Source organism: Streptomyces sp. NPDC028722 (assembly GCF_040637655.1).
Lineage (GTDB): Bacteria > Actinomycetota > Actinomycetes > Streptomycetales > Streptomycetaceae > Streptomyces.
This window is the reverse complement of the sequence record NZ_JBEZWU010000002.1, coordinates 491,498-510,016: the sequence shown is the minus strand read 5'-3', so window position 1 is coordinate 510,016 and position 18,519 is coordinate 491,498. Positions and strand designations below refer to the sequence as shown.

At 73.6% G+C, this 18,519-nt stretch carries 14 protein-coding genes; 8 read left to right on the top strand and 6 right to left on the bottom strand.

All coding sequences use genetic code 11. The features are described from left to right. Nucleotides 1-4: 4 nt before the first annotated feature. Together AB0F03_RS04800 and AB0F03_RS04795 are read left to right on the top strand one after the other, a co-directional pair. Entirely contained in the window at nucleotides 5-700 is a 696-nt protein-coding gene (locus AB0F03_RS04800; RefSeq protein ID WP_361986528.1) for a sigma-70 family RNA polymerase sigma factor, read from the top strand. 89 nt (nucleotides 701-789) lie between these two features. Continuing rightward, nucleotides 790-1,227, top strand: a complete 438-nt coding sequence (locus tag AB0F03_RS04795) for an SPW repeat protein (protein WP_361986526.1) — start codon at nucleotides 790-792, stop codon at nucleotides 1,225-1,227. A 56-nt stretch (nucleotides 1,228-1,283) separates the two neighbouring features. Here the strand turns inward: AB0F03_RS04795 and AB0F03_RS04790 are convergent, their stop codons facing one another. After that, nucleotides 1,284-2,723 (bottom strand): APC family permease, encoded by a 1,440-nt coding sequence (locus tag AB0F03_RS04790; RefSeq protein ID WP_361986524.1) that lies wholly within the window; start codon nucleotides 2,721-2,723, stop codon nucleotides 1,284-1,286. A gap of 115 nt (nucleotides 2,724-2,838) precedes the next feature. Here AB0F03_RS04790 and AB0F03_RS04785 point away from each other — a divergent pair, with 115 nt between their 5' ends. Both AB0F03_RS04785 and AB0F03_RS04780 read left to right on the top strand, forming a co-directional pair. After that, nucleotides 2,839-4,023 carry an ROK family transcriptional regulator gene (locus AB0F03_RS04785; RefSeq protein ID WP_361986522.1) on the top strand — a complete coding sequence of 395 codons (1,185 nt, stop codon included), beginning with the start codon at nucleotides 2,839-2,841 and terminating at the stop codon, nucleotides 4,021-4,023. 108 nt (nucleotides 4,024-4,131) lie between these two features. Further along, entirely contained in the window at nucleotides 4,132-6,846 is a 2,715-nt protein-coding gene (locus tag AB0F03_RS04780; RefSeq protein WP_361986520.1) for a sugar-binding domain-containing protein, read from the top strand. A gap of 17 nt (nucleotides 6,847-6,863) precedes the next feature. On the opposite strand, the gene AB0F03_RS04775 is transcribed toward AB0F03_RS04780, so the two are convergent. From AB0F03_RS04775 to AB0F03_RS04760, 4 genes are all read right to left on the bottom strand, one after another. Continuing rightward, nucleotides 6,864-8,306, bottom strand: coding sequence for a hydrolase (locus AB0F03_RS04775; protein WP_361986518.1), 1,443 nt, complete (start codon nucleotides 8,304-8,306; stop codon nucleotides 6,864-6,866). 207 nt (nucleotides 8,307-8,513) lie between these two features. Continuing rightward, a complete protein-coding gene (locus AB0F03_RS04770) occupies nucleotides 8,514-9,290 on the bottom strand; it encodes a GNAT family N-acetyltransferase (protein WP_361986516.1) in 777 nt (258 codons plus the stop codon). Nucleotides 9,291-9,399: 109 nt separating this feature from the next. Then, nucleotides 9,400-10,254 (bottom strand): GNAT family N-acetyltransferase, encoded by an 855-nt coding sequence (locus AB0F03_RS04765; protein WP_361986514.1) that lies wholly within the window; start codon nucleotides 10,252-10,254, stop codon nucleotides 9,400-9,402. A 530-nt stretch (nucleotides 10,255-10,784) separates the two neighbouring features. After that, nucleotides 10,785-11,462: a chaplin gene (locus AB0F03_RS04760; protein ID WP_361986512.1), complete on the bottom strand. Its 678-nt coding sequence runs from the start codon at nucleotides 11,460-11,462 to the stop codon at nucleotides 10,785-10,787. 276 nt (nucleotides 11,463-11,738) lie between these two features. Here AB0F03_RS04760 and AB0F03_RS04755 point away from each other — a divergent pair, with 276 nt between their 5' ends. Together AB0F03_RS04755 and AB0F03_RS04750 are read left to right on the top strand one after the other, a co-directional pair. After that, nucleotides 11,739-13,367 (top strand): alpha/beta hydrolase, encoded by a 1,629-nt coding sequence (locus AB0F03_RS04755; protein ID WP_361986510.1) that lies wholly within the window; start codon nucleotides 11,739-11,741, stop codon nucleotides 13,365-13,367. Between the two features lie 102 nt (nucleotides 13,368-13,469). Continuing rightward, entirely contained in the window at nucleotides 13,470-14,078 is a 609-nt protein-coding gene (locus AB0F03_RS04750; RefSeq protein ID WP_361986508.1) for a DUF4232 domain-containing protein, read from the top strand. Here the strand turns inward: AB0F03_RS04750 and asnB are convergent. Continuing rightward, nucleotides 14,071-15,912: an asparagine synthase (glutamine-hydrolyzing) gene (asnB, locus tag AB0F03_RS04745; RefSeq protein WP_361986506.1), complete on the bottom strand. Its 1,842-nt coding sequence runs from the start codon at nucleotides 15,910-15,912 to the stop codon at nucleotides 14,071-14,073. The genes AB0F03_RS04750 and asnB overlap by 8 nt on opposite strands. A 391-nt stretch (nucleotides 15,913-16,303) precedes the next feature. On the opposite strand from asnB, the gene AB0F03_RS04740 reads away from it, so the two are divergent. Continuing rightward, nucleotides 16,304-17,398, top strand: coding sequence for a chemotaxis protein (locus AB0F03_RS04740; protein WP_361986504.1), 1,095 nt, complete (start codon nucleotides 16,304-16,306; stop codon nucleotides 17,396-17,398). A gap of 95 nt (nucleotides 17,399-17,493) precedes the next feature. Beyond that, nucleotides 17,494-18,519, top strand: coding sequence for a Gfo/Idh/MocA family oxidoreductase (locus tag AB0F03_RS04735; RefSeq protein ID WP_361986502.1), 1,026 nt, complete (start codon nucleotides 17,494-17,496; stop codon nucleotides 18,517-18,519).

The following is an 18,519-nucleotide window of genomic DNA, read 5'->3' as shown; positions in this document are numbered from 1 at the left end:
CGTCATGAGCCCGCACTCGACCGTCGTCGCGCCCCGTACCGCGGCCCCGGCCGACCGGTCCGCCGGCCCGCCGCCGTGGCCGCCTGCCGGGGAGCCGCTCACCGACGAGGAACTCGCCCGCGGCCTGGTGGCGGGCGACGAGGCCTGTCTCGCCGCGGTCCACCGCCGTTGGGCGGGGCTGGTGCACTCGCTGGCGTGGCGCACGCTGGGCGATGCCACGGAGGCCGAGGACGTCACCCAGCAGGTGTTTCTCGGTGTCTGGCGGGGCCGCGCCGGCTTCCGGCCGGAGCGGGGGACGGTGGCCGGATGGATCGTCGGCATCACCCGCCGCAAGATCGCCGACGCCCTGTCCGCCCGGACGCGCCGCGGCGAGCTGGTGGCGGCGGCGGGCGCGGCCCTGCCGCCGGACGAGTGCGCCGCCGAGCGGCCCGAGGCCGCTCTGGACCGCGTGCTCGTGGGACACGAACTGGCCCGGCTGCCCGCGCCCCAGCAGCGCGTCCTGCGCCTCGCGTACTACGAGGACCTCACCCAGACCCAGATCGCGGAGCGGACCGGGTGGCCGCTGGGCACGGTCAAGAGTTACGCGCGCCGGGGACTGCATCGTTTGCGCAGCAGTATGGAACAGCAGACCGGAGAGAGGCAGACCGGAGAGAGGCAGACCGGAGAGGGCATGAACAAGACCGGGGATCACTACACATAAAGGGCAAATAAGTGCAAACTGGATTCTGCGGTGCACACCGCACACCGCGCCGGACGCCGGTCTGGCCGCAGAGTCGAAGGAGACGAATCATGGCGAACGTCTCGCACCGGGGTGACATGAGGAGCCACCCCGATGTCCCCGAGATGCAGGCGCGCTACGCCCGGATGCTCGACGGTCGGGATGTGGTGCTCGTGGACGGGCCGGTGTTCCTGCTCGGCCTGTACTGCGCCGCCTCGCCGTGGATCCTGCACTACACGGCGAACCAGCCCGCGCTCGCGACCCACAACTTGATCATGGGCATCGCCATAGGCCTGCTGGCGCTGGGATTCACCCGGGCCCCCGAGCGGATGTACGGCCTGAGCTGGGCCATGTGCGCCATGGGCATCTGGATGATCATCGCTCCGTGGATCGTGGGCCGCGCCCCGGACGCGGGCGTGATCGTCAACAACATCGTCATCGGCGCCCTGGCCCTCGTCCTCGGACTGGTCTGCGCCGTCACGGCGGCGAGGAGCGCGCCCAGGCCGTAGCACAAGCGGCGGGGCGAGCGGGGCCGGTCCGCCCGGGCGGACCGGCCTTCCGCACGTCACCCGGGGCTCGCCTCCAGGGCGTCGTACTCCTCGCTGATCTCCTTCGCGCCGAACGGCCACACCCGCTCCCGCCACGCCCAGACCAGGAAAGCCGCGCAGCCCAGCGCGAGCCAGGCCAGCGACCACTCGACGGGGCGGCGGCCCGGGGAGTTGTGGTCGGCGTATCCATAGATGACGCACCAGCCGGCGAAGGCGATGACGGCCGGCAGCGGATACAGCCACATCCGGTACGGGCGGCGCAGGTCCGGCTGCCGGCGGCGCAGCACGCTCAGCGCGACGATCTGCGCGAGCGCCTGGACGATGACCATCACCGTGGTGAGCAGCTGGATCAGCGTCAGCAGGTCGGTGTGACGGCCGATCAGGAAGCCGACAGCGGTGATCACTCCCATCGTCGCGAGTCCGAGCGCCGGGAAGCGGTGCCGGGGGTGCAGCCGCGCGTACGGCCGGAAGAAGACCCCGTCGCGGGCGGCGTCGCAGGGCACCCGCGAGCCGCCCAGCAGCCCGGTGAACACGGACGCGAACGCGGTGATCAGGATGAGCACGGTCACCGTGTCCGCGGCGCCCCGGCCCCACGTCTGAGCCAGCACCGCGGAGGCGACCGAGGTGGAGGCGATGTCGTGGGGGTCCGTCATCCGGTGCCAGTCGACGACGCCGAGGGTGCCGATCTGGAGCAGCAGGTAGATCGCCATGATGCCGAGGATCGACGCGACGATGGAGCGCGGCAGGGTGCGGCCGGGATCCTTGATCTCGGCGCCCAGGTAGGCGGTGGTGTTGTAGCCGAGGTAGTCGTAGATGCCGATGGTCAGGCCCGCGGCGAAGCCCGGCCAGAAGTGACCGCTCGTCAGGTCGAAGGCGTGTGCCGGGTAGGTGAAGGCGCGGTGCGGGCTGAAGCCGGTCGCGGCGGCGGTGATCACCAGGAGCACCGAGGTGATCATCATGGCCCACATGACGAGGGTGATACGGGCGATGTGCTCGATGCCGCGCCAGAGCAGCAGGACCACGAGGGCGATGACGCCGAGGCCGGTCAGATCGCCGGCGGTCCGTCCGAGGCCGGGGGCGAGATAGCCGAGGTACTGGACGAAGCCGACCACGCCCGTGGACATGATCAGCGGGATGAACAGCATCGCCGTCCACACGAACAGGAACGGCAGGAGGCGGCCGGTGCGGTACTGGAAGGCCTGGCGCAGATAGACGTAACTGCCGCCGGAGCCGGGCATCGACGCGCCCAGCTCCGCCCAGACCAGGCCGTCGCACAGCGCCAGGACCGCGCCCGCGACGAATCCGGTGACCGCCTGGGGCCCGCCGAACGCGGCGACCATCAGCGGGATCGTCACGAACGGCCCGATGCCGCACATCTGGCTCATGTTGATCGCCGTGGCCTGCAACAGGCCGACGCGACGGACGAAACCACCCGTGGGTGGCGGGCTGCCGGACATGGGGACTCCTGACGCCGCGGGAACACGCCGCACCCGGCGGGCCGACGAGCCGACAAAGTTAAGGAGCCTTACGAGAGGCGTCAAGTATGCGCCGGGCATGCAGGAGAATGGTGCGATGCCCGCCAGCGACGTCACGGAGCCGCCGGAACAGCCCTGGAGCCGCCGGCGCCTGCGCAGTGCCAACGAGCGGCTGCTCCTGGACCGGCTGCGCGCCCTCGGTGCCGCTTCGCGCGCCCAACTGGCGCGGGACACGGGCCTGTCGAAGCCGACGGTCTCCAGCGCGCTCGCCTCGCTGGAGTCGGCCGGCCTGGTGCGCGAGGCCGGTACGCACACCCCGGAGCGCGGCCGCACCGCCGTGCTGTACGCCCCCGACCCGGCCGCCGGGTACGCGCTCGGTGTGGACATAGGCCGGGCCCGGCTGCGCGTGGCGGTGGCCGACCTGGACGGCACGGTCGTCGCACGGACCGACGTGCCCAATCCGGCCCGTACCTCCGCCGCCCTGGCCGGCCTGGTGGTGGACACCGCCCGCCGGGCGATCGAGCGGTCGGGCGCGGACCCGGCCGAGGTGGCGCACGGGGTGCTCGGCACACCCGGGGTGTACGACGAGCGGCACCGGCGGGTCCGGTACGCGACGCATCTGCCGGGCTGGGGGCGCGCCGGACTCATGGACCGGATCCGCGGGGAGCTGGGCGTCCCGCTGGAGGTGCACAACGACGCCAATCTGGCCGCGCTCGGCGAGTACGCGTACGGCGCCGGCGCGGGCAGCCGGCTCTTCGCGTACCTCCTGATCGGCACCGGTCTGGGCATGGGCGTCGTCAGCGGGGGGCGGCTGTTCACGGGCGCGCACGGGCTGGCCGGCGAGATCGGCTTCCTGCCCTGGACCGGCCGGGGGAAGCCGGAGCGGCTGGAGGACGCGGTGGCGGGGGTGGCGGTGGTGGAGTCCGCCCGGCGCTTGGGGATGAGCGGCCGGCTGACCGCGAAGGCCGTGTTCGACGCGGCCCGGCAGGGGCAGCCGGCCGCCGTGCGGGCCGTGGAGCTGGAGGCCGAGCGGATCGCGCACACGGTGGCGGCCGCCGCCGCCGTGCTCGACCCGGACCTCGTCGTCCTCGGCGGCGGGCTCGGTCACAGCGCCGGGCTGCTGCTCCGGCCGGTCCGCGAGCGGCTGCGCACGCTCACCCCGCTGCGCCCGCGGATAGCGCCGAGCCGGCTCGGCGCGGACGCGGTGCTGCTCGGCGCGGTGGCCACGGCCCTGGACACGGCCCGGGACGTGGTGTTCGAGCGCCGGACGGCCGGAATCTGACTCTCGGTCAAGGTTCACGACGGCGAGGGTCGTTGACAGCGTCCGGGGGTCGCCCTAGCGTGACCGGCGTTTGTAAAGTTTCCTAACTTTACGAGGCTGGAGTCCGCCGTGTTCCCTCGTCCCGCCCGCCGGCTCCCCGGGGCCGTCGCGCTGCTCGCCCTGGCCGGCGCCCTCACCGCCGGTGCCTGGGCCGGTCCCCGGGACACCGCGCAACCCCACCGGTCCGCCCGGGTCGCCCACGTGCCCGCCGTCGCCGGCACCAGCACCCCGCTCGCCGGTTACGCCGTCCGGTCCACCGCGCGGGTGACCGACTCCGCCGCGGCCGTCTCCTCCCCCGGCTACCCGGCGAAGGGCTGGTATCGGACGGGCCCCCGCTCGACGGTGCTGGCCGCGCTGCTCGCGAACGGCGTGTACGCCGACCCGTTCCGCTCCACCGACCAGCAGAGGATCCCGAAGGCCGACTTCGAGGTGCCCTGGTGGTACCGCTCCGAGTTCACCGTCGAGGACACCGGGCGGCGCACCTTCCTGGACTTCAGCGGGGTCGTCTCGGCGGCCGACGTCTATGTGAACGGCCACCGGGTGGCCGGGGCCGCCGAGGTCGCCGGCGCCTACACCCGCCACGAACTGGACATCACCCCGCTGGTCAGGTCCGGCACGAACGCGGTCGCCTTCCGGGTCCGGCCCAACGACCCCGGCCGCGACCTGACCATGGGCTGGCTCGACTGGCTCCAGCCGCCGCCCGACCGCAACATGGGCCTCGTCCGCGACGTCCTGGTCCGCCGGGGCGGCCCGGTCGCCCTGCGCGACACGCACGTACTGACGGAGCTGGCCGTGCCGTCGCTCGCCACGGCCCGCCTGACGGTGAAGGCCCGGGCCCGCAACGACTCCGGCACGCCGGTGACCGCCGAGATCTCCGGCAGCGTCGCCGGCACGCGGCTCACCCGGACCGTACCGCTGGCCCCCCACGAGACGAAGACCGTCACCTTCACCCCCGACGACACCCCGGGCCTGCGTCTCACCGCGCCGAAGGTGTGGTGGCCGGCCGGGATGGGCGGGCAGCCGCTGTACGGCCTCACCCTCACCGCGTCCGTCGCCGGCACGGTCTCGGACACGGCCCACGAGACCTTCGGCATCCGGGACGTGCGGGCACCGCTGAACGCGGACGGCGCCCGGCAGTACCGGATCAACGGCCGCAGGCTCCTGGTCCGGGGCGGCGGCTGGTCCCCGGACGAGTTCCTGCGCTGGGACCGCGCCTACGTCGAGGACCGGCTGAAGTACGCCGTCGACCTCGGCCTGAACACCCTCCGCCTGGAGGGCCACCTGGAGCCCGACGAGTTCTTCGGCCTGGCCGACCGCTACGGCGTCCTCACCCTGCCGGGCTGGGAGTGCTGCGACAAGTGGGAGGGCGACGTCAATCCCAACGGGTCGGGGAAGAAGTGGACCGACGCCGATCACCGTGTCGCCAGGGCGTCCATGGCCGCCGAGGCCGCCCGGTTGCGCGACCACCCCAGCGTGCTGTCCTTCCTGATCGGCAGCGACTCCGCCCCGAGCGCGACGATCGAGAGCGAGTACCTCGACGCGCTGAAGGGCGCCGACTTCACCGCCCCCGTGGTCCCCGCCGCCTCCGACGCCTCCACCCCGCAGCTGGGCCGTTCGGGCATGAAGATGACCGGCCCGTACGACTGGGTGCCGCCCGGCTACTGGTACGCCAAACGGGAGGGCGGGGCCACCGGCTTCAACTCCGAGACGAGCGCGGGCCCCAGCATCCCCACCCTGGACACCCTGCGCCGGATGATGACACCCGCCGAACTCGACACCCTCTGGCGGGACCCGGACGCCCGGCAGTACCACCGCTCACCGTCCGCCACCTTCGGCACGCTCGCCCTCTACGACCACGCCCTGGCCGGCCGCTACGGCGCCCCCACGGGCCTCACCGACTACGTCCGCAAGGCCCAGCTGGCCCAGTACGAGAACGTCCGCGCCCAGTTCGAGGCGTACGGGCGCAACGCCACGGACGCCGAGCGGCCCGCCACCGGAGTCGTGCACTGGATGTTCAACAGCGGCTGGACCTCCCTGCACTGGCAGCTGACGGACCGCTACCTCGATCAGAACGGCGCCTACTTCGGGGCGAAGAAGGCCAACGAACCGCTGCACGTGCAGTACTCCTACGACGACCGCTCGGTCGTCGTGGTCAACAACCGGCACACCCGGGAGCGCGGGCTCACCGTCCGGGCCGCGCTCTTCGACCCCGACGGGACGCGCAGGTACGACAGGACCGTCACCGGGACGGCCGTCGACGGCGACGGGGCCCACGCGACCGCGCTCACCCTGCCGGCCTCGGTGACCGGTCCGGCGCGCACCCACCTGCTCCGGCTGGTGCTCACCGACGCCCGGGGCACGGAGGTGAGCCGCAACGTGTACTGGCTCTCCACCAGCCCGGACACCCTGGACTGGGACGACACCGACTGGTACCACACCCCGACCACGGGCTACGCCGACCTCCACGGACTCGCCTCGATGGCGCGGGTGCCGGTGACGGCGACGGCCGTCACCCGGTCGGGGCGGGACACCTCGACCACGACGGTGACCCTGCGGAACACCGGGACCGGCGCGACCCCGGCGCTGTTCACGGACGTCCGTCTCGTGGACGCGCGGGACCGGCCGGTGCTGCCGGTGCGCTGGTCGGACAACGAGGTGAGCCTGTGGCCCGGCGAGCGGCTGACCCTGACCGCCACCTACCGGACCGGCGACCTGCACGGGTCGGTGCCACGAGTGCGGGTCTCCGGCTGGAACGTGCCGGAGCGGACGGTGCCGGCCGCCTGACGCGCCCCCGCCCCGGCTCAGCCGACCTGGAGCGCGGTGTCGTCCACGACGAACGACGTCTGGTACTTGGAACCCTCGGTGCCGGTGAACTTCAGGGTGACGGTCTGCCCGGCGTAGCCGCCGAGGTCGAAGGTGCGCTGGGTGTACCCGGCCGCGGCGTCGAGGTTGGAATAGGTCGCCAGGGTGGCCAGGACCGTGCCGGAACCGTTCACCACCTGGACCTTGAGGGTGTCGTAGGCCGTGCTAGTGGTGGTCTCGGCCGTGTCGACGTGCAGGGAGAAGCCGAGTGTGGCCGGGCAGCCGGACGGGATGGTCACCGACTGGGCGAGCGTGTCGGTGGTGGCGGTGCCGTTGCCGTCGAGCCAGGCGTAGTACGAGCCCGAACGGGCCTTCTCACCGGTGGCGTTGGTGATGACGCCGCTCGTGGCGTTCCACACGGTGCTGCCGGACTCGAAGCCGTTGTTGCCGAGGAGCTGGGCGGCCGTGCAGGACGTCGAGCCACCGCCGGTGCCGCCGCCGCTCGCGCCGGACAGCCACGCGGTGGCGTTCAGGGCGAGGGCCGCGTCGTTGGCACCGGAGTCGTTCCAGCCGTCGTACAGGGTGTTGCCGGACTGGCCGGTGCCGTCGTCGATCGGGGAGCTGTCACCCCAGAACGCGACCCGGCCGCTGCCGAAGGTGCTGGTGGCGAAGAACGCGCCGGTGGTGCCGGAGTAACCGGTGCGGTACAGCAGGCCCTTGACGCCGGGGTTGTCGGCGGGCTTGAGCGTGGCGGTCGTTCCGCTGGCGATGAGGCTCTTGGTGACGGTGCCGAAGGAGCCGTGCAGGACCGGGTCGGTGCTGTCGCTGATCGCGGCGGGGTGGTCGGAGCTGATGCTCAGCGAGTCGATGGAGAAGCCGAAGGGGTCGGTGGAGTCGACGCCGTTGTTCGTCATCAGGTCGTTGAGGATCTCGACCGCGTCCTCGCCGTCGTTGTTGCGGTCCGCTCCGGTGTGGTCGGAGATCATGAACAGACCGCCGCCGTTCTTCACGAAGTTCATGATCGCCGTCTTCTCGGCGCTCGTGAACAGCGTGTTCGGCTCCGGCAGGACCAGCGTGTCGACGTTGGACAGGTCGGTCGCGGACGTGCCGCCGTAGCTGAGGGCGGAGCCCTGCGGCAGCGTCTTCAGGCTGTAGGCGCCGGTCTTCTCCAGGGCGACGCCCCACGAGGAGAGGGCTCCGGTCCAGTCGGTCTCGGCGGACGGCGAGGAGTCCTGGCCGAGCGGGTCGGGCTGGCTGGTGGAGATGATCCAGTCGGCGTTGCCGGCCGTCTCGGCGTGGGCGTTGTCGAACAGGATGCGGTGCGGGGCCGCCGCGTGGGCGGGGGCGCCGGTACCGAGCTGGAAGGCGGCTCCGCCGAGGAGCAGCCCGAGGCCGGCCAGGGCGGTGGTGAGTCTGCGGCGGGAACTGCTGGTTCCGGGCATCCGGCGAACCTCCGTGTGGGGTGGGGAGAGGCGGTGCGGGCGCGGTCTGCGCGCGTAGAGCCTGTCGAGAGTTCTACACGCGTCGATTGATTGAAAGGTACATGGCATGAAGGCGTGGTGAACAGAGGCGGCCCGCCACGACCGGAGCGCAGCGGTCCGCCCGCCCCGGGCACATGGGGGCCTCACCGGGCCTTCTCCGGCGGTGGGTTAGACCGCGTAGCGGTAGGGCGTCGTGGTGCTCAGCGCGTGGAAGCCGAGGCGTGCCAGGATCGGGCGGCTCATGGGTGAGGCGTCGACCTGGAGGTAGCGGTAGCCGTGGGCGGCGGCGACGCGGGCCCGGTGGGCGACCAGAGCCCGGTAGACACCCCGGCCCCGCCAGGCCTCGACGGTGCCGCCGCCCCACAGCCCGGCGAACCGGGTGCCGGGCACCAGTTCCATGCGGGCGGCGCTGACGGGCTCCGCCCCGGCCAGCGCGACCACGGCCACGACCGTGCCGGGGTCGGCGGCCAGCCGCGCGAGCAGCCGGTGCCGCAGCCCGGTGCCGTCGGTGCCGAAGGCCCTCTCGTGGACGTCCACGACGAGGTCCACACCGGCCGGATCGGTGGCCCGCACCACGCGGATGCCGGCCGGAGGCTCGGCGGCCGCCACCGGCCCGGCCACCTCGCCGGCCATCAGCGTCTCCGCCGGCTCGGCCCGGAATCCGGCGGCGAGGAGCCGGTCACCGAGATCCGCCGGCTCGTCGTGGCCGTAGGCCTTCCACTCGAAGTCCAGGCCCAGGCCGGTGAAGCGGGCGATCTGGTCGTGGATCGCCCGGCCGGCGTCCGCCGCGTCGAGCGCGGACCAGAGCACGCCGTTCCACCCGTGCGCGTCGGTGACCTGACGCACGACGGCACCGGCCCGTTCGATCCGGGCCCCGGGCCCGTCGGGGCGGGCGTTCTCGCGCATCTCACGGTCGTACAGGGCGAGCACAGCGGTGTGGTCCATGCGGTGCACCCCAGCACGAGCGGCCGGCCCCGGCAACGGAATTACCGGGCGGACGGCGGGAGGCGGGCCGGTCCGGTCATCCCGCGGGCCGGACCGACCGCCGCGCGGGTCAGCCGAGTTCGAGCGTCGCGACGCCGAAGACGCGCTCCCGGGCGTGGTCGCGGACCGGGCCGGTGTACATGCGGGCGGTCTCGAACGAGGGGCGCAGTCCCGCCTCCTCGGCGAGAGCGACACCGGCCGTGTTCGGCTCGGGTACGTCGAGCGCCACCTCCCGGCCGCCGGTGCCGGCGGTCAGTGCGGCGAAGAGGGCCCGGGCGTCGTCGGCGGTGTCGGCGAAGAGGGGGCCGACGCGCAGGGTGTCGTGGCCGGGGCGGATCACGCCGTAGCCGGTGAGGCGCCCGCCGTCCTCCCGCACGACGGCACGGTGGCCGGGCGCGGTGAGCCATGCGGCGAGGAACCGCGGGCGGTCCGCGGGACAGCAGGCGCCGTCGTAGGCGGTGAGCGCGGCCAGGTCGGCGGGGGTGGCCGGGCGGACACCGGCGGGTGCCTCGCCGGCGGGGGCGGTGCCGGTGAACCGGATGGTCCGGTAGGCGAGTTCGAAGCCGGACTGGCGGTAGTTGTCCTGCTGGGCGACGACTCCGTCCAGGCCGACGGTCCGGTCGCCGGCGTGGGCCAGGGCGGTCTTCCAGGTGGTGAGGCCGTGTCCGTGGCCGCGCAGGTCGGGGCGGACGAGGTAGCAGCCGAGGAAGGCGTAGGCGGGGCCGTACGTGACGACGGAGACGGCCGACACCGGCTCGCCGTCGATCCGGCCGAGGAAGAAGCCGTCGGGGTCCTGGGCGAAGAACGCCGGTCCGTCGGACAGTCCGGGATTCCAGCCCTCCGCCGCCGCCCATCCGCTGATCACCGGCCAGTCGGCGAGGGTGGCCTGCGTGACGACGAGGTCGTGGGGGGCCGCGAAGGTCATGGGTGCGCTCCGTATCGTCGGGGGGACTGCCGCACAGCATCCTTCCGGAGCAACGGGGGCCGCGCCACGGGAAGATCAGCCGACGCGACACCCACCCCGCCCAGCGAGACGGGGAGTTCGGCCCGGCCACCGGGTACGGGGCGGTCCCGTCCCGTCCGCCGGCGGAGGCCACAGCCCTTGTGGGGGGCGCGGAGTCCGGCCCGGTCATCCCCGCCGGCCCTTCCTCCCTGGCCGTCCTGTCGGCGGATGCCAGGAAAGCCGTACCGGCGGGGGTGCGGCCGGGTCATCGCCGCGGGCCCGTGAGCGGAGCGGCCCCTACGCGGACCCGGAGCAGGTGCTGCCCCCCGAGGAGTGCGGCGTGCTCCGGGAGCCGCTTCGGCGGGGCCCAGTCCGCCCGGCGCTCCCCTGCCGCAAGCGTCCGGTCGTCGGCCGGTCCCTGGACGGCACGGCCCCGCCGGGCCGGGGCCGGCGGGGCCGTGGGCGCGCGGTGGGGCCGCGTGCGCGGTCAGGTCAGGCCTGGGCCCGGCGGGTCAGCCGCTGCGGCCCGGCCGGAAACGGCGGTACAGGACCGCGCCGGTGAGGACGAGCGCGGCGCTGCCGGCGACGGCCGGGGCCGTCATGTCCGCGCCCGTGTGCGCCAGGCTGGAGGCCACCGGACGCGGGGTGTGCGGGGCGGGGTGGTGCGCCCGGGGCGCGACCGGGGGCTCGGGGGTGCGGTGGTGCGGGGCCGGGGTGTGCGGGGGGCGCCGGGACTGGTCGCCGGGACCGTTGACCGACTGGTTGCCCTGCGCCGGATTGCCCAGGCCGACCACGTCGACACTGTTGCCGCTGACGTCGACCGGCAGATGGACGGGGAGCTGGACACCGTTGCCGGAGATCACACCAGGCGAGTCGGTGGCAGCGCCCCGCGCGGAAGCACCGCCGGACGCGGCCGACCCCGCCCGCGCCCCGGCCGCCTTGTTCGCGCACGCGTTGCCCGCGGCCGGGTTGAGCAGTCCCACCACGTTCACGGTGTTGCCGCACATGTTCACCGGCACGTCCACCGGGAGCTGCACGGTGTTGCCGGAGACCAGTCCGGGCGAACCGGCCGCGGCGCTCCGGGCGCCGGCCCCGTCGGCCGCGAAGGCGGCGGACACCGGCAGCGCCACGGCCATCGCGCCGGACGCGGCGGCGACGGCGAACACACCGTTTCGGGTAGCCCGTCTCATAGTTCCCTGCCTTCCAGACGTCGTGCGGGCACTTGCCCGCACCTCAGGAAAACGCAGACGAACCATCCGAGTCATGGCTTATCGGGCTTTCACCCCATCGAGTGCCACTGCTATCGAACCGCGTGCGAAGCGGCTCGGTGATCGCCGGGGGGTGTGGGCGCGCAGCATACGGCGGAGGCCGCCGCCCCGCTCGTCCGGAGGCGAGCCGTCCGGGGCGCGCCTATGGTGATCCGAGGCGCCGGCCCGGTCCGTGGCAGGCGCTCCGGGAGGCGAACGATGCTGGCCAAGCTGTCCACACGGCCCGCGGTGCGGCGCTGCGCGGGTGCCTCGGCCCTCGTCCTGGCACTGCTCGGCGCCGGGCTGCCCGCGGCCGCCGCCGACCGGCCACAGCCCGACCTGTCCCGGTTCTACGGGCAGAAGGTGACGTGGCAGGCCTGTGACGGGCCGGACATGCCGGACGACCTCCAGTGCGCCAAGGTCACCGTCCCCCTCGACTACGCGCGGCCACGCGCGGGCACCCTGGACGTGGCGCTGGCCCGTTACCGCGCCACCGGGCACTCACGGGGCTCGGTGCTGCTGAACTTCGGTGGTCCCGGCGGTGCCGGCATTCCCGAGCTCGCCGCCGACGGCCGCCGGTTCATGGACCTGACCAACGGCTACGACGTGGTCACCTTCGATCCGCGCGGTGTCGGCCGGTCCTCCCCCGTCAGCTGCGGCGGGGACGGTGAGGGCGCCTTCTCCATGACCGAGGAGGACGCCGGACTCGACCGGCCCGGGGCACTGCTCCGGCAGTTGCGCGAGACCGCCGACCGGTGCGCCCGGCACTCCGGTCCGGTGCTGGCCCACATCGGCACCGTGAACGCCTCCCGCGACCTGGACGTCATCCGCCAGGCGCTCGGCGACAAGAAGCTCAACTACCTCGGCTTCTCCTACGGCACCCGGCTCGGCTCGGTGTACGCGGCGCAGTTCCCGGGCAAGGTCGGCCGGATCGTGCTCGACGGCGTGGACACGCTGACCGAGCCGCTGTCCGAGCAGGGCCTGGCGGGCGCCGAGGGCCAGCAGACCGCGCTGGACGACTTCCTGGACTGGTGCACGAAGGATCTCGCCTGCCCGTTCGGCCAGGACCGGCGGGCGGCCGGGGACGAGGTGGTCCGGCTGGTGCGCTCGCTCGACCGGAACCCGGTGCCCACGGACTTCGGCGGCTCGTTCACCGGTCAGGACCTGGTCGGCGCCATCGGGCAGGCCCTGTACGGCAAGGAGCTGTGGCCCTCGCTGGAGCGCGCCCTGGCCTCGCTGATCGAGGACGGTGACACCCGGCGCGTCCTGGCCTTCTCGTCGGGCGGCATCGACGGCCCCCGCGGCCGGCTCCGCACGGACGGCGGGCTGACCGACGTCCAGGATGTCCCGATGGACAACCTGCCGGCCGCCCTGATCGCGGTCAACTGCGCGGACGACCCCGACCGGCCCACCGCGGCGCGGATCACCCGGGACCTGAAGGACCTGCGGGCCGCGTACGACCGCGCCTCGCCGGTCTTCGGCCGCTACCGGCTCACCCAGCTGCTGCTGTGCTACGGCCGGCCCAGGGGCACCGACTTCATCCGGGACCGGGTCCGGGACGTGCACTCGGCGAAGATGCTGCTGGTCGGCACGCGCGGCGACCCGGCGACGCCGTACCGGTGGACCGAGGAGACGGCCCGGCGGCTCGGCCCGTCGGCCGTGGTGCTCGACAGCAAGGGCGAGGGCCACACCGGGTACGTCTCCTCCCGGTGCGTCCACGGCAAGATCAACGACTTCCTGCTCTACGGCTCGCTGCCCCCGAGCGGCAGTTCCTGTCCGGCGGACGGGGCCGAGGAGACCGGGACCGGGGTCACGCCGACCGGTGACGGGTCCGGCGCGAACGGGTGACAGGGGCGCGCCGGGGCAACTTCGGGGGCGTCCCGGTCGTCACACCGGGCAGGCGTGCTTCGGCCGCCGTATCCGGGACACGACCACACAGGGGGCACCGTCATGCGCATCCGCGCCGCCGTCACCGTACCCGCCGCCTCGGCCGCTGTGGCGGCCCTGCTGCTGACCGCACCGCACAGCCAGGCCGCCACGGGCCACCTCCGGCCGGCCGCATCGCACGGCCAGGCTGTCACGGACGAGAAACTGCCCGCCGCACCGCGCGGCCAGGCCGCCACGGGCCACGACCGGCCCGAGCGCTGCGCCCGGCGGACGCTGACCGTACGGGCGAAGGCCGTGGCCGGCACCCCGGCCGTACTGCGGGTCGACGTCACCAACCGCGGCACCCGCGCCTGCCTCGTCGACCGCGTGCCCACGGTGACCTTCGGGGACCTGGACGGGGCCGCGCTGCCGGTGCCGGAGGGCGGCACCGGCACCTACCGGCTCGCGCCGGGCGGCACGGCCTACGCCGACGTGCGGACCATCGCCGACCCGGCGGACCCCGAGGCCCGCCGGGTGGACACGGTCTCCGTCGCCGCGTCCGCCGCGCACACCGGCCGGGAATTCAGCGCCGCCCGGCTCGGCACCGGACCCCGGGTCCTGGTGTGGGAGCCGGTGACGACGTGGTGGCAGCGGTCGGCGGCGGCGGCCGACCGTGCCATCGGGCTCAGCTGAGCACCAGCTCGGGCGTGTACAGGTCCAGCCACTGCGCCAGGTCCAGGGTGCGTTCCAGACCGCGCCGGGCCGCCTGGGTGCTGACCGGTGCGTCGTGGTCGGCGGCCTTGCGGACCCGGTCCCGGTCGACCAGGTCGAAGACCGGGTGGGAGGGCCGGGTCAGCAGGTCCTTGGCCTGTTCCTGGAGGGCGCGGGCGTAGCGCGGGTCCTGGGTGGACGGGTACGGGCTCTTCACGCGCTCGTACACCGAGCGCGGCAGGACGTCCGCCGTCGCCTCCCGCAGCAGGCTCTTCTCCCTGCCGTCGAAGGACTTCAGCGCCCACGGGGCGTTGTACACGTACTCGACCAGCCGGTGGTCGCAGAACGGCACCCGGACCTCCAGGCCCACGGCCATGCTCATCCGGTCCTTGCGGTCGAGCAGGATGCGCACGAAGCGGGTCAGATGGAGGTGGCTGATCTGCCGCATGCGGTACTCGAAGTCGCTCTCGCCCTCCAGCCGGTCGACCCCGGCGACGGCGGTGCGGTAGCCGTCGCCGACGTAGCCCTTCAGGTCCAGGGACCTGGTGAGGTCGGCGCGCAGCACGTCGGCGTCCTCGCCGAAGTGCCGGCCCATGGTGGCCAGCCAGGGGAAGGTGTCGGCGCGGCGCGCCTCCTCGTCGAAGAACTGGAGGTAGCCGCCGAAGACCTCGTCGGCGGACTCACCGGACAGGGCCACCGTGGACTTCTCCCGGATGGCGCGGAAGAGCAGCAGCAGTGAGGCGTCCATGTCGCCGAGGCCGGCCGGCAGGTCGCGGGCCCGGACGACCTGCTCGCGCACGGCCGGGTCGGCGAGGGACTGGGCGTCCAGGACGATGTCCTGGTGGTCGGTGCCGGCGAGGCGGGCCACGTCGTGCACGAAGGGCGTGTCGGGGGTGCCGCGCAGTTCGTCGGCGACGAAGTGGTCGGTCTGGCCGACGAAGTCGACGGCGAAGCTGCGCACCTTCTCGCCCTGCTCACCGAGCTGCCGGGCGGCGATCGCGGTCATGGCGGAGGAGTCCAGACCGCCGGAGAGCAGGGTGCAGCGCGGCACGTCGGCGACCAGCTGCCGGCGCACGATGTCGTCGAGGAGCGAGCGCACCCCGGTGACGGTGGTGTCGCGGTCGTCGGTGTGCGGGCGGGTCTCCAGCCGCCAGTACACGCGGGTGGACAGTCCGGAGCGGTCCACGGTCACGACGGTGCCGGGCTCCACCTCGCGCATGCCGTCCCAGATGGCGTGTCCCGGCGTCTTGACCATGACGAACAGTTCGCGCAGGCCGTCCAGGGTGACGCGGCGGCGGGCCAGCGGGTTGGCGAGGACGGCCTTGGGCTCGGAGCCGAACAGGACGCCGTCGGCGGTGGGGTGGTAGTAGAACGGCTTGATGCCCATGCGGTCGCGGATCATCACGAGCTTGTCGTGCCGGCCGTCCCAGACGGCGAACGCGTACATGCCGTTGAGCCGTTCGGCGACCGCGTCGCCCCACTCCAGATAGCCGTGCAGGACGACCTCGGTGTCGGAGTCGGTGGTGAACCGGTGGCCGCGGTCCTGGAGTTCGCGGCGCAGTTCGGTGAAGTTGTACGCCTCTCCGGAGTAGACCAGGGCGAGGGTCCCCCGGGGGGTCGGCAGGGTCATCGGCTGACGGCCGCCGGGGAGGTCGATGATGGCGAGGCGGCGGTGGCCCAGGGCGACGGGTCCCTCGGTCCAGGTGCCGCGGTCGTCCGGGCCCCGGCAGGCCATCGTCTCGGTCATCGCATGCAATGTGGTGGCCTCGGTGGTCAGGTCGCGGTCGAAGGAGACCCATCCGGTGATGCCGCACATGCGCTACCTCCTGCCTCCGGCTGGCGGCCGTCTCCCCGCCGACCTGGACTTTCTTGGCCGCGGGGAACGGACCGGCAAACCAGTTGTATCGAGCATCTATATGACGAGCGTCCGCCCGCCCCGGGGGTCCGGTCAACGTGGCCGTAACAGGGCAGCCCCGCGCGCCCTCACGGTTTCGGCCGGGTTTTGCCTCCGCGAAAACCGCGGACGGGCGTGCCACCGGGCCGCGGGGGCCAGGAACCGGCCACAGGCAAAAACTTCCCCAAACAGCCCGCGCGTTACGACTTCGCGGCCAGAAATCAGCCGAACGCCCCGGCCGGTCCGGACGGCTTCCACCGTGCCCCGGATTACCCCGAATGCCGTAAAGGTGAATCCGCCCTATCGTTCTGTCATGGAGCACGCACTGAGTCCCGCGACATTGACCGAACTGCGGCGCCCGCGCCCCTATCCGGCGGTCTCCGTGCTGACCCCGACGCACCGCCGGGAACGCGGGAGCGGCCAGGACCCGGTCCGGCTGCGCAACGTGGTGACCGAGGCACGCAGACGTCTGGAATCCGATCCCGCCGTCAGCCGGGAGCGGCGCGCCGACGTCGAGGCGCAGCTCGACCGCGCGCTGGCGGAGGTGGACCTGACACACGCCGAGGACGGCCTGGTGATCTTCGCCGCGCCGGGTGAGCACCAGGTCTGGTCGCTGGCCCGCCCCGTCCCCGAGCGGGTGGTGCTCTCGGACACCTTCCTCACCCGCAACCTGGTCGCCGCGCAGACGGCCGAGCGGCCCTTCTGGGTGCTGTCCGTCTCCGCGGACCGCGCCACCCTGTGGAGCGGCGGCGTCGACCGGGTCGCCGAGGACCGGTCCGGCGGCTTCCCGCTGACCCGCGGGCGGGGGAACTTCGACGCCGAACGCCAGGAACGCGTCGGCGATCTGCCGAGTACCTTCCGCGACGAGGGCACCCGTCAGTTCCTGCGCACGGCCGACACCACGCTCGGCGCGGTGCTGCGCGCCCAGCCCCGCCCGCTGTACGTCACCGGTGAGCAGGCGGCGCTCGCCCTGCTGGACGAGGTGGGCAGCGTCGCCCGGAACGCCGTGCACGTGCCGCACGGCGGGCTCGCCCACGCCGGCCCCGACGCCGTGTGGCAGGCCGTCCGCCCGGCGCTGGAGGCGGAGACGGCCAAGGACGCCGGCTCGGTGCTCCGGGACCTCACCTCGGCACGCGGCCACCGGACCTTCGCGGCCGGTCTGGACGAGCTGTGGCAGAGCGCCCGGGAGGGCCGGGTGCGGCTGCTGGCCGTGGAGGAGAACTTCCGCGCGGCCGTCCGCGACGTGGGCGGCCATCTGGTGCCGGCCGGGGCGGGGGACCTCGACGTCCGCGAGGACATCGTGGACGAGATCGTCGAGCGCTGCCTGGAGACCGGCGCCGACGTCCGCTTCGTCCCCGACGGCACCCTCGGCGACGCGGACGGCATCGCCGGCGTACTGCGGTACTGACGCGGAAGAACGCCGCCACCACCGGAACTCCCCGGCGCCGGCGTACGCTACGGCGTGACCCCGCCGAGCACCGACCGCCGGGAGGAAGCGCGCACATGGGTGACCTGCTGGGGGTGGCGGTACTGGGTGCCGGGCACATGGGGGCGGACCACATACGGCGTCTCGACCGGGTGGTCAGCGGAGCCAGGGTGGCGGCCGTGGCCGATCCCGACCTCGCCCGGGCCCGGGAGGCGGCGGCCGGCCTCACCGGCGTCACCGTGCACCCGGATCCGATCGCCGCGCTCGACGCACCGGGCGTACAGGCGGTCCTCGTCGCCTCTCCCGGCCCGGCCCACGAGGAGGCGCTGCTCGGTGCCTTCGCCCGCGGACTGCCGGTGCTGTGCGAGAAACCCATGGTGCCGGACTCCGCCGGTGCGCTGCGGGTCATGGAGGCCGAGGTGCGGCTCGGCCGCCGACTGGCGCAGATCGGCTTCATGCGCCGCTACGACACCGAGTACCGGCGGCTGAAGGCGCTGCTGGACGGGGGCCGCCTGGGCAGACCACTGATGCTGCACTGCACCCACCGCAACGTCTCCTCCCCCGTCGGCTTCACCAGCGCGATGCTGATCAACAGCTCCGTCTCGCACGAGATCGACGCGGCCCGCTGGCTGCTGGGGCAGGAGCTGACGGCGGTCACCGTGCTGCGGCCCGCACCGTCCCCGGGCGCGCCCGAGGGTCTGCTCGACCCGCAGTTCGTGCTCTTCGAGACCGAGCGGGGCGCCCTGGTGGACGTCGAGGTCTTCGTGAACTGCGGCTTCGGCTACCAGGTGCGCTGCGAGGCCGTGTGCGAGGCGGGCAGCGCCCGGATCGGCGACGAGCACACCATGGTGGTCACCGCCGGGGGCAGCGCCCGCGAGGAAGTGGCACCGGACTATCTCGTCCGTTTCGCCGACGCCTACGACCGCGAGCTACAGGCCTGGGTGGACGCGACCCGGCGCGGGGAGGTCACCGGGCCGGGCGCCTGGGACGGCTACGCCGCCTCCGTCGTCGCCGAGGCCGGTGTCCGGGCACTGGAGACCGGCGCCAGGGTGGCCGTCGACCTCGCCCCGCGCCCCGCCCTGTACGACGGGGCCGGTCACTGA

Bases quoted from the DNA above. Each gene is read 5' to 3' on its own strand.
- AB0F03_RS04765 (WP_361986514.1), bottom strand. From the start codon at position 10,254: ATGACCTTCGCGGCCCCCCACGACCTCGTCGTCACGCAGGCCACCCTC.
- AB0F03_RS04735 (WP_361986502.1), top strand. From the start codon at position 17,494: ATGGGTGACCTGCTGGGGGTGGCGGTACTGGGTGCCGGGCACATGGGG.
- AB0F03_RS04790 (WP_361986524.1), bottom strand. From the start codon at position 2,723: ATGTCCGGCAGCCCGCCACCCACGGGTGGTTTCGTCCGTCGCGTCGGC.
- AB0F03_RS04775 (WP_361986518.1), bottom strand. From the start codon at position 8,306: ATGCCCGGAACCAGCAGTTCCCGCCGCAGACTCACCACCGCCCTGGCC.
- AB0F03_RS04740 (WP_361986504.1), top strand. From the start codon at position 16,304: ATGGAGCACGCACTGAGTCCCGCGACATTGACCGAACTGCGGCGCCCG.
- asnB (WP_361986506.1), bottom strand. From the start codon at position 15,912: ATGTGCGGCATCACCGGATGGGTCTCCTTCGACCGCGACCTGACCACC.
- AB0F03_RS04800 (WP_361986528.1), top strand. From the start codon at position 5: ATGAGCCCGCACTCGACCGTCGTCGCGCCCCGTACCGCGGCCCCGGCC.
- AB0F03_RS04755 (WP_361986510.1), top strand. From the start codon at position 11,739: ATGCTGGCCAAGCTGTCCACACGGCCCGCGGTGCGGCGCTGCGCGGGT.
- AB0F03_RS04760 (WP_361986512.1), bottom strand. From the start codon at position 11,462: ATGAGACGGGCTACCCGAAACGGTGTGTTCGCCGTCGCCGCCGCGTCC.
- AB0F03_RS04795 (WP_361986526.1), top strand. From the start codon at position 790: ATGGCGAACGTCTCGCACCGGGGTGACATGAGGAGCCACCCCGATGTC.
- AB0F03_RS04770 (WP_361986516.1), bottom strand. From the start codon at position 9,290: ATGGACCACACCGCTGTGCTCGCCCTGTACGACCGTGAGATGCGCGAG.
- AB0F03_RS04750 (WP_361986508.1), top strand. From the start codon at position 13,470: ATGCGCATCCGCGCCGCCGTCACCGTACCCGCCGCCTCGGCCGCTGTG.
- AB0F03_RS04785 (WP_361986522.1), top strand. From the start codon at position 2,839: ATGCCCGCCAGCGACGTCACGGAGCCGCCGGAACAGCCCTGGAGCCGC.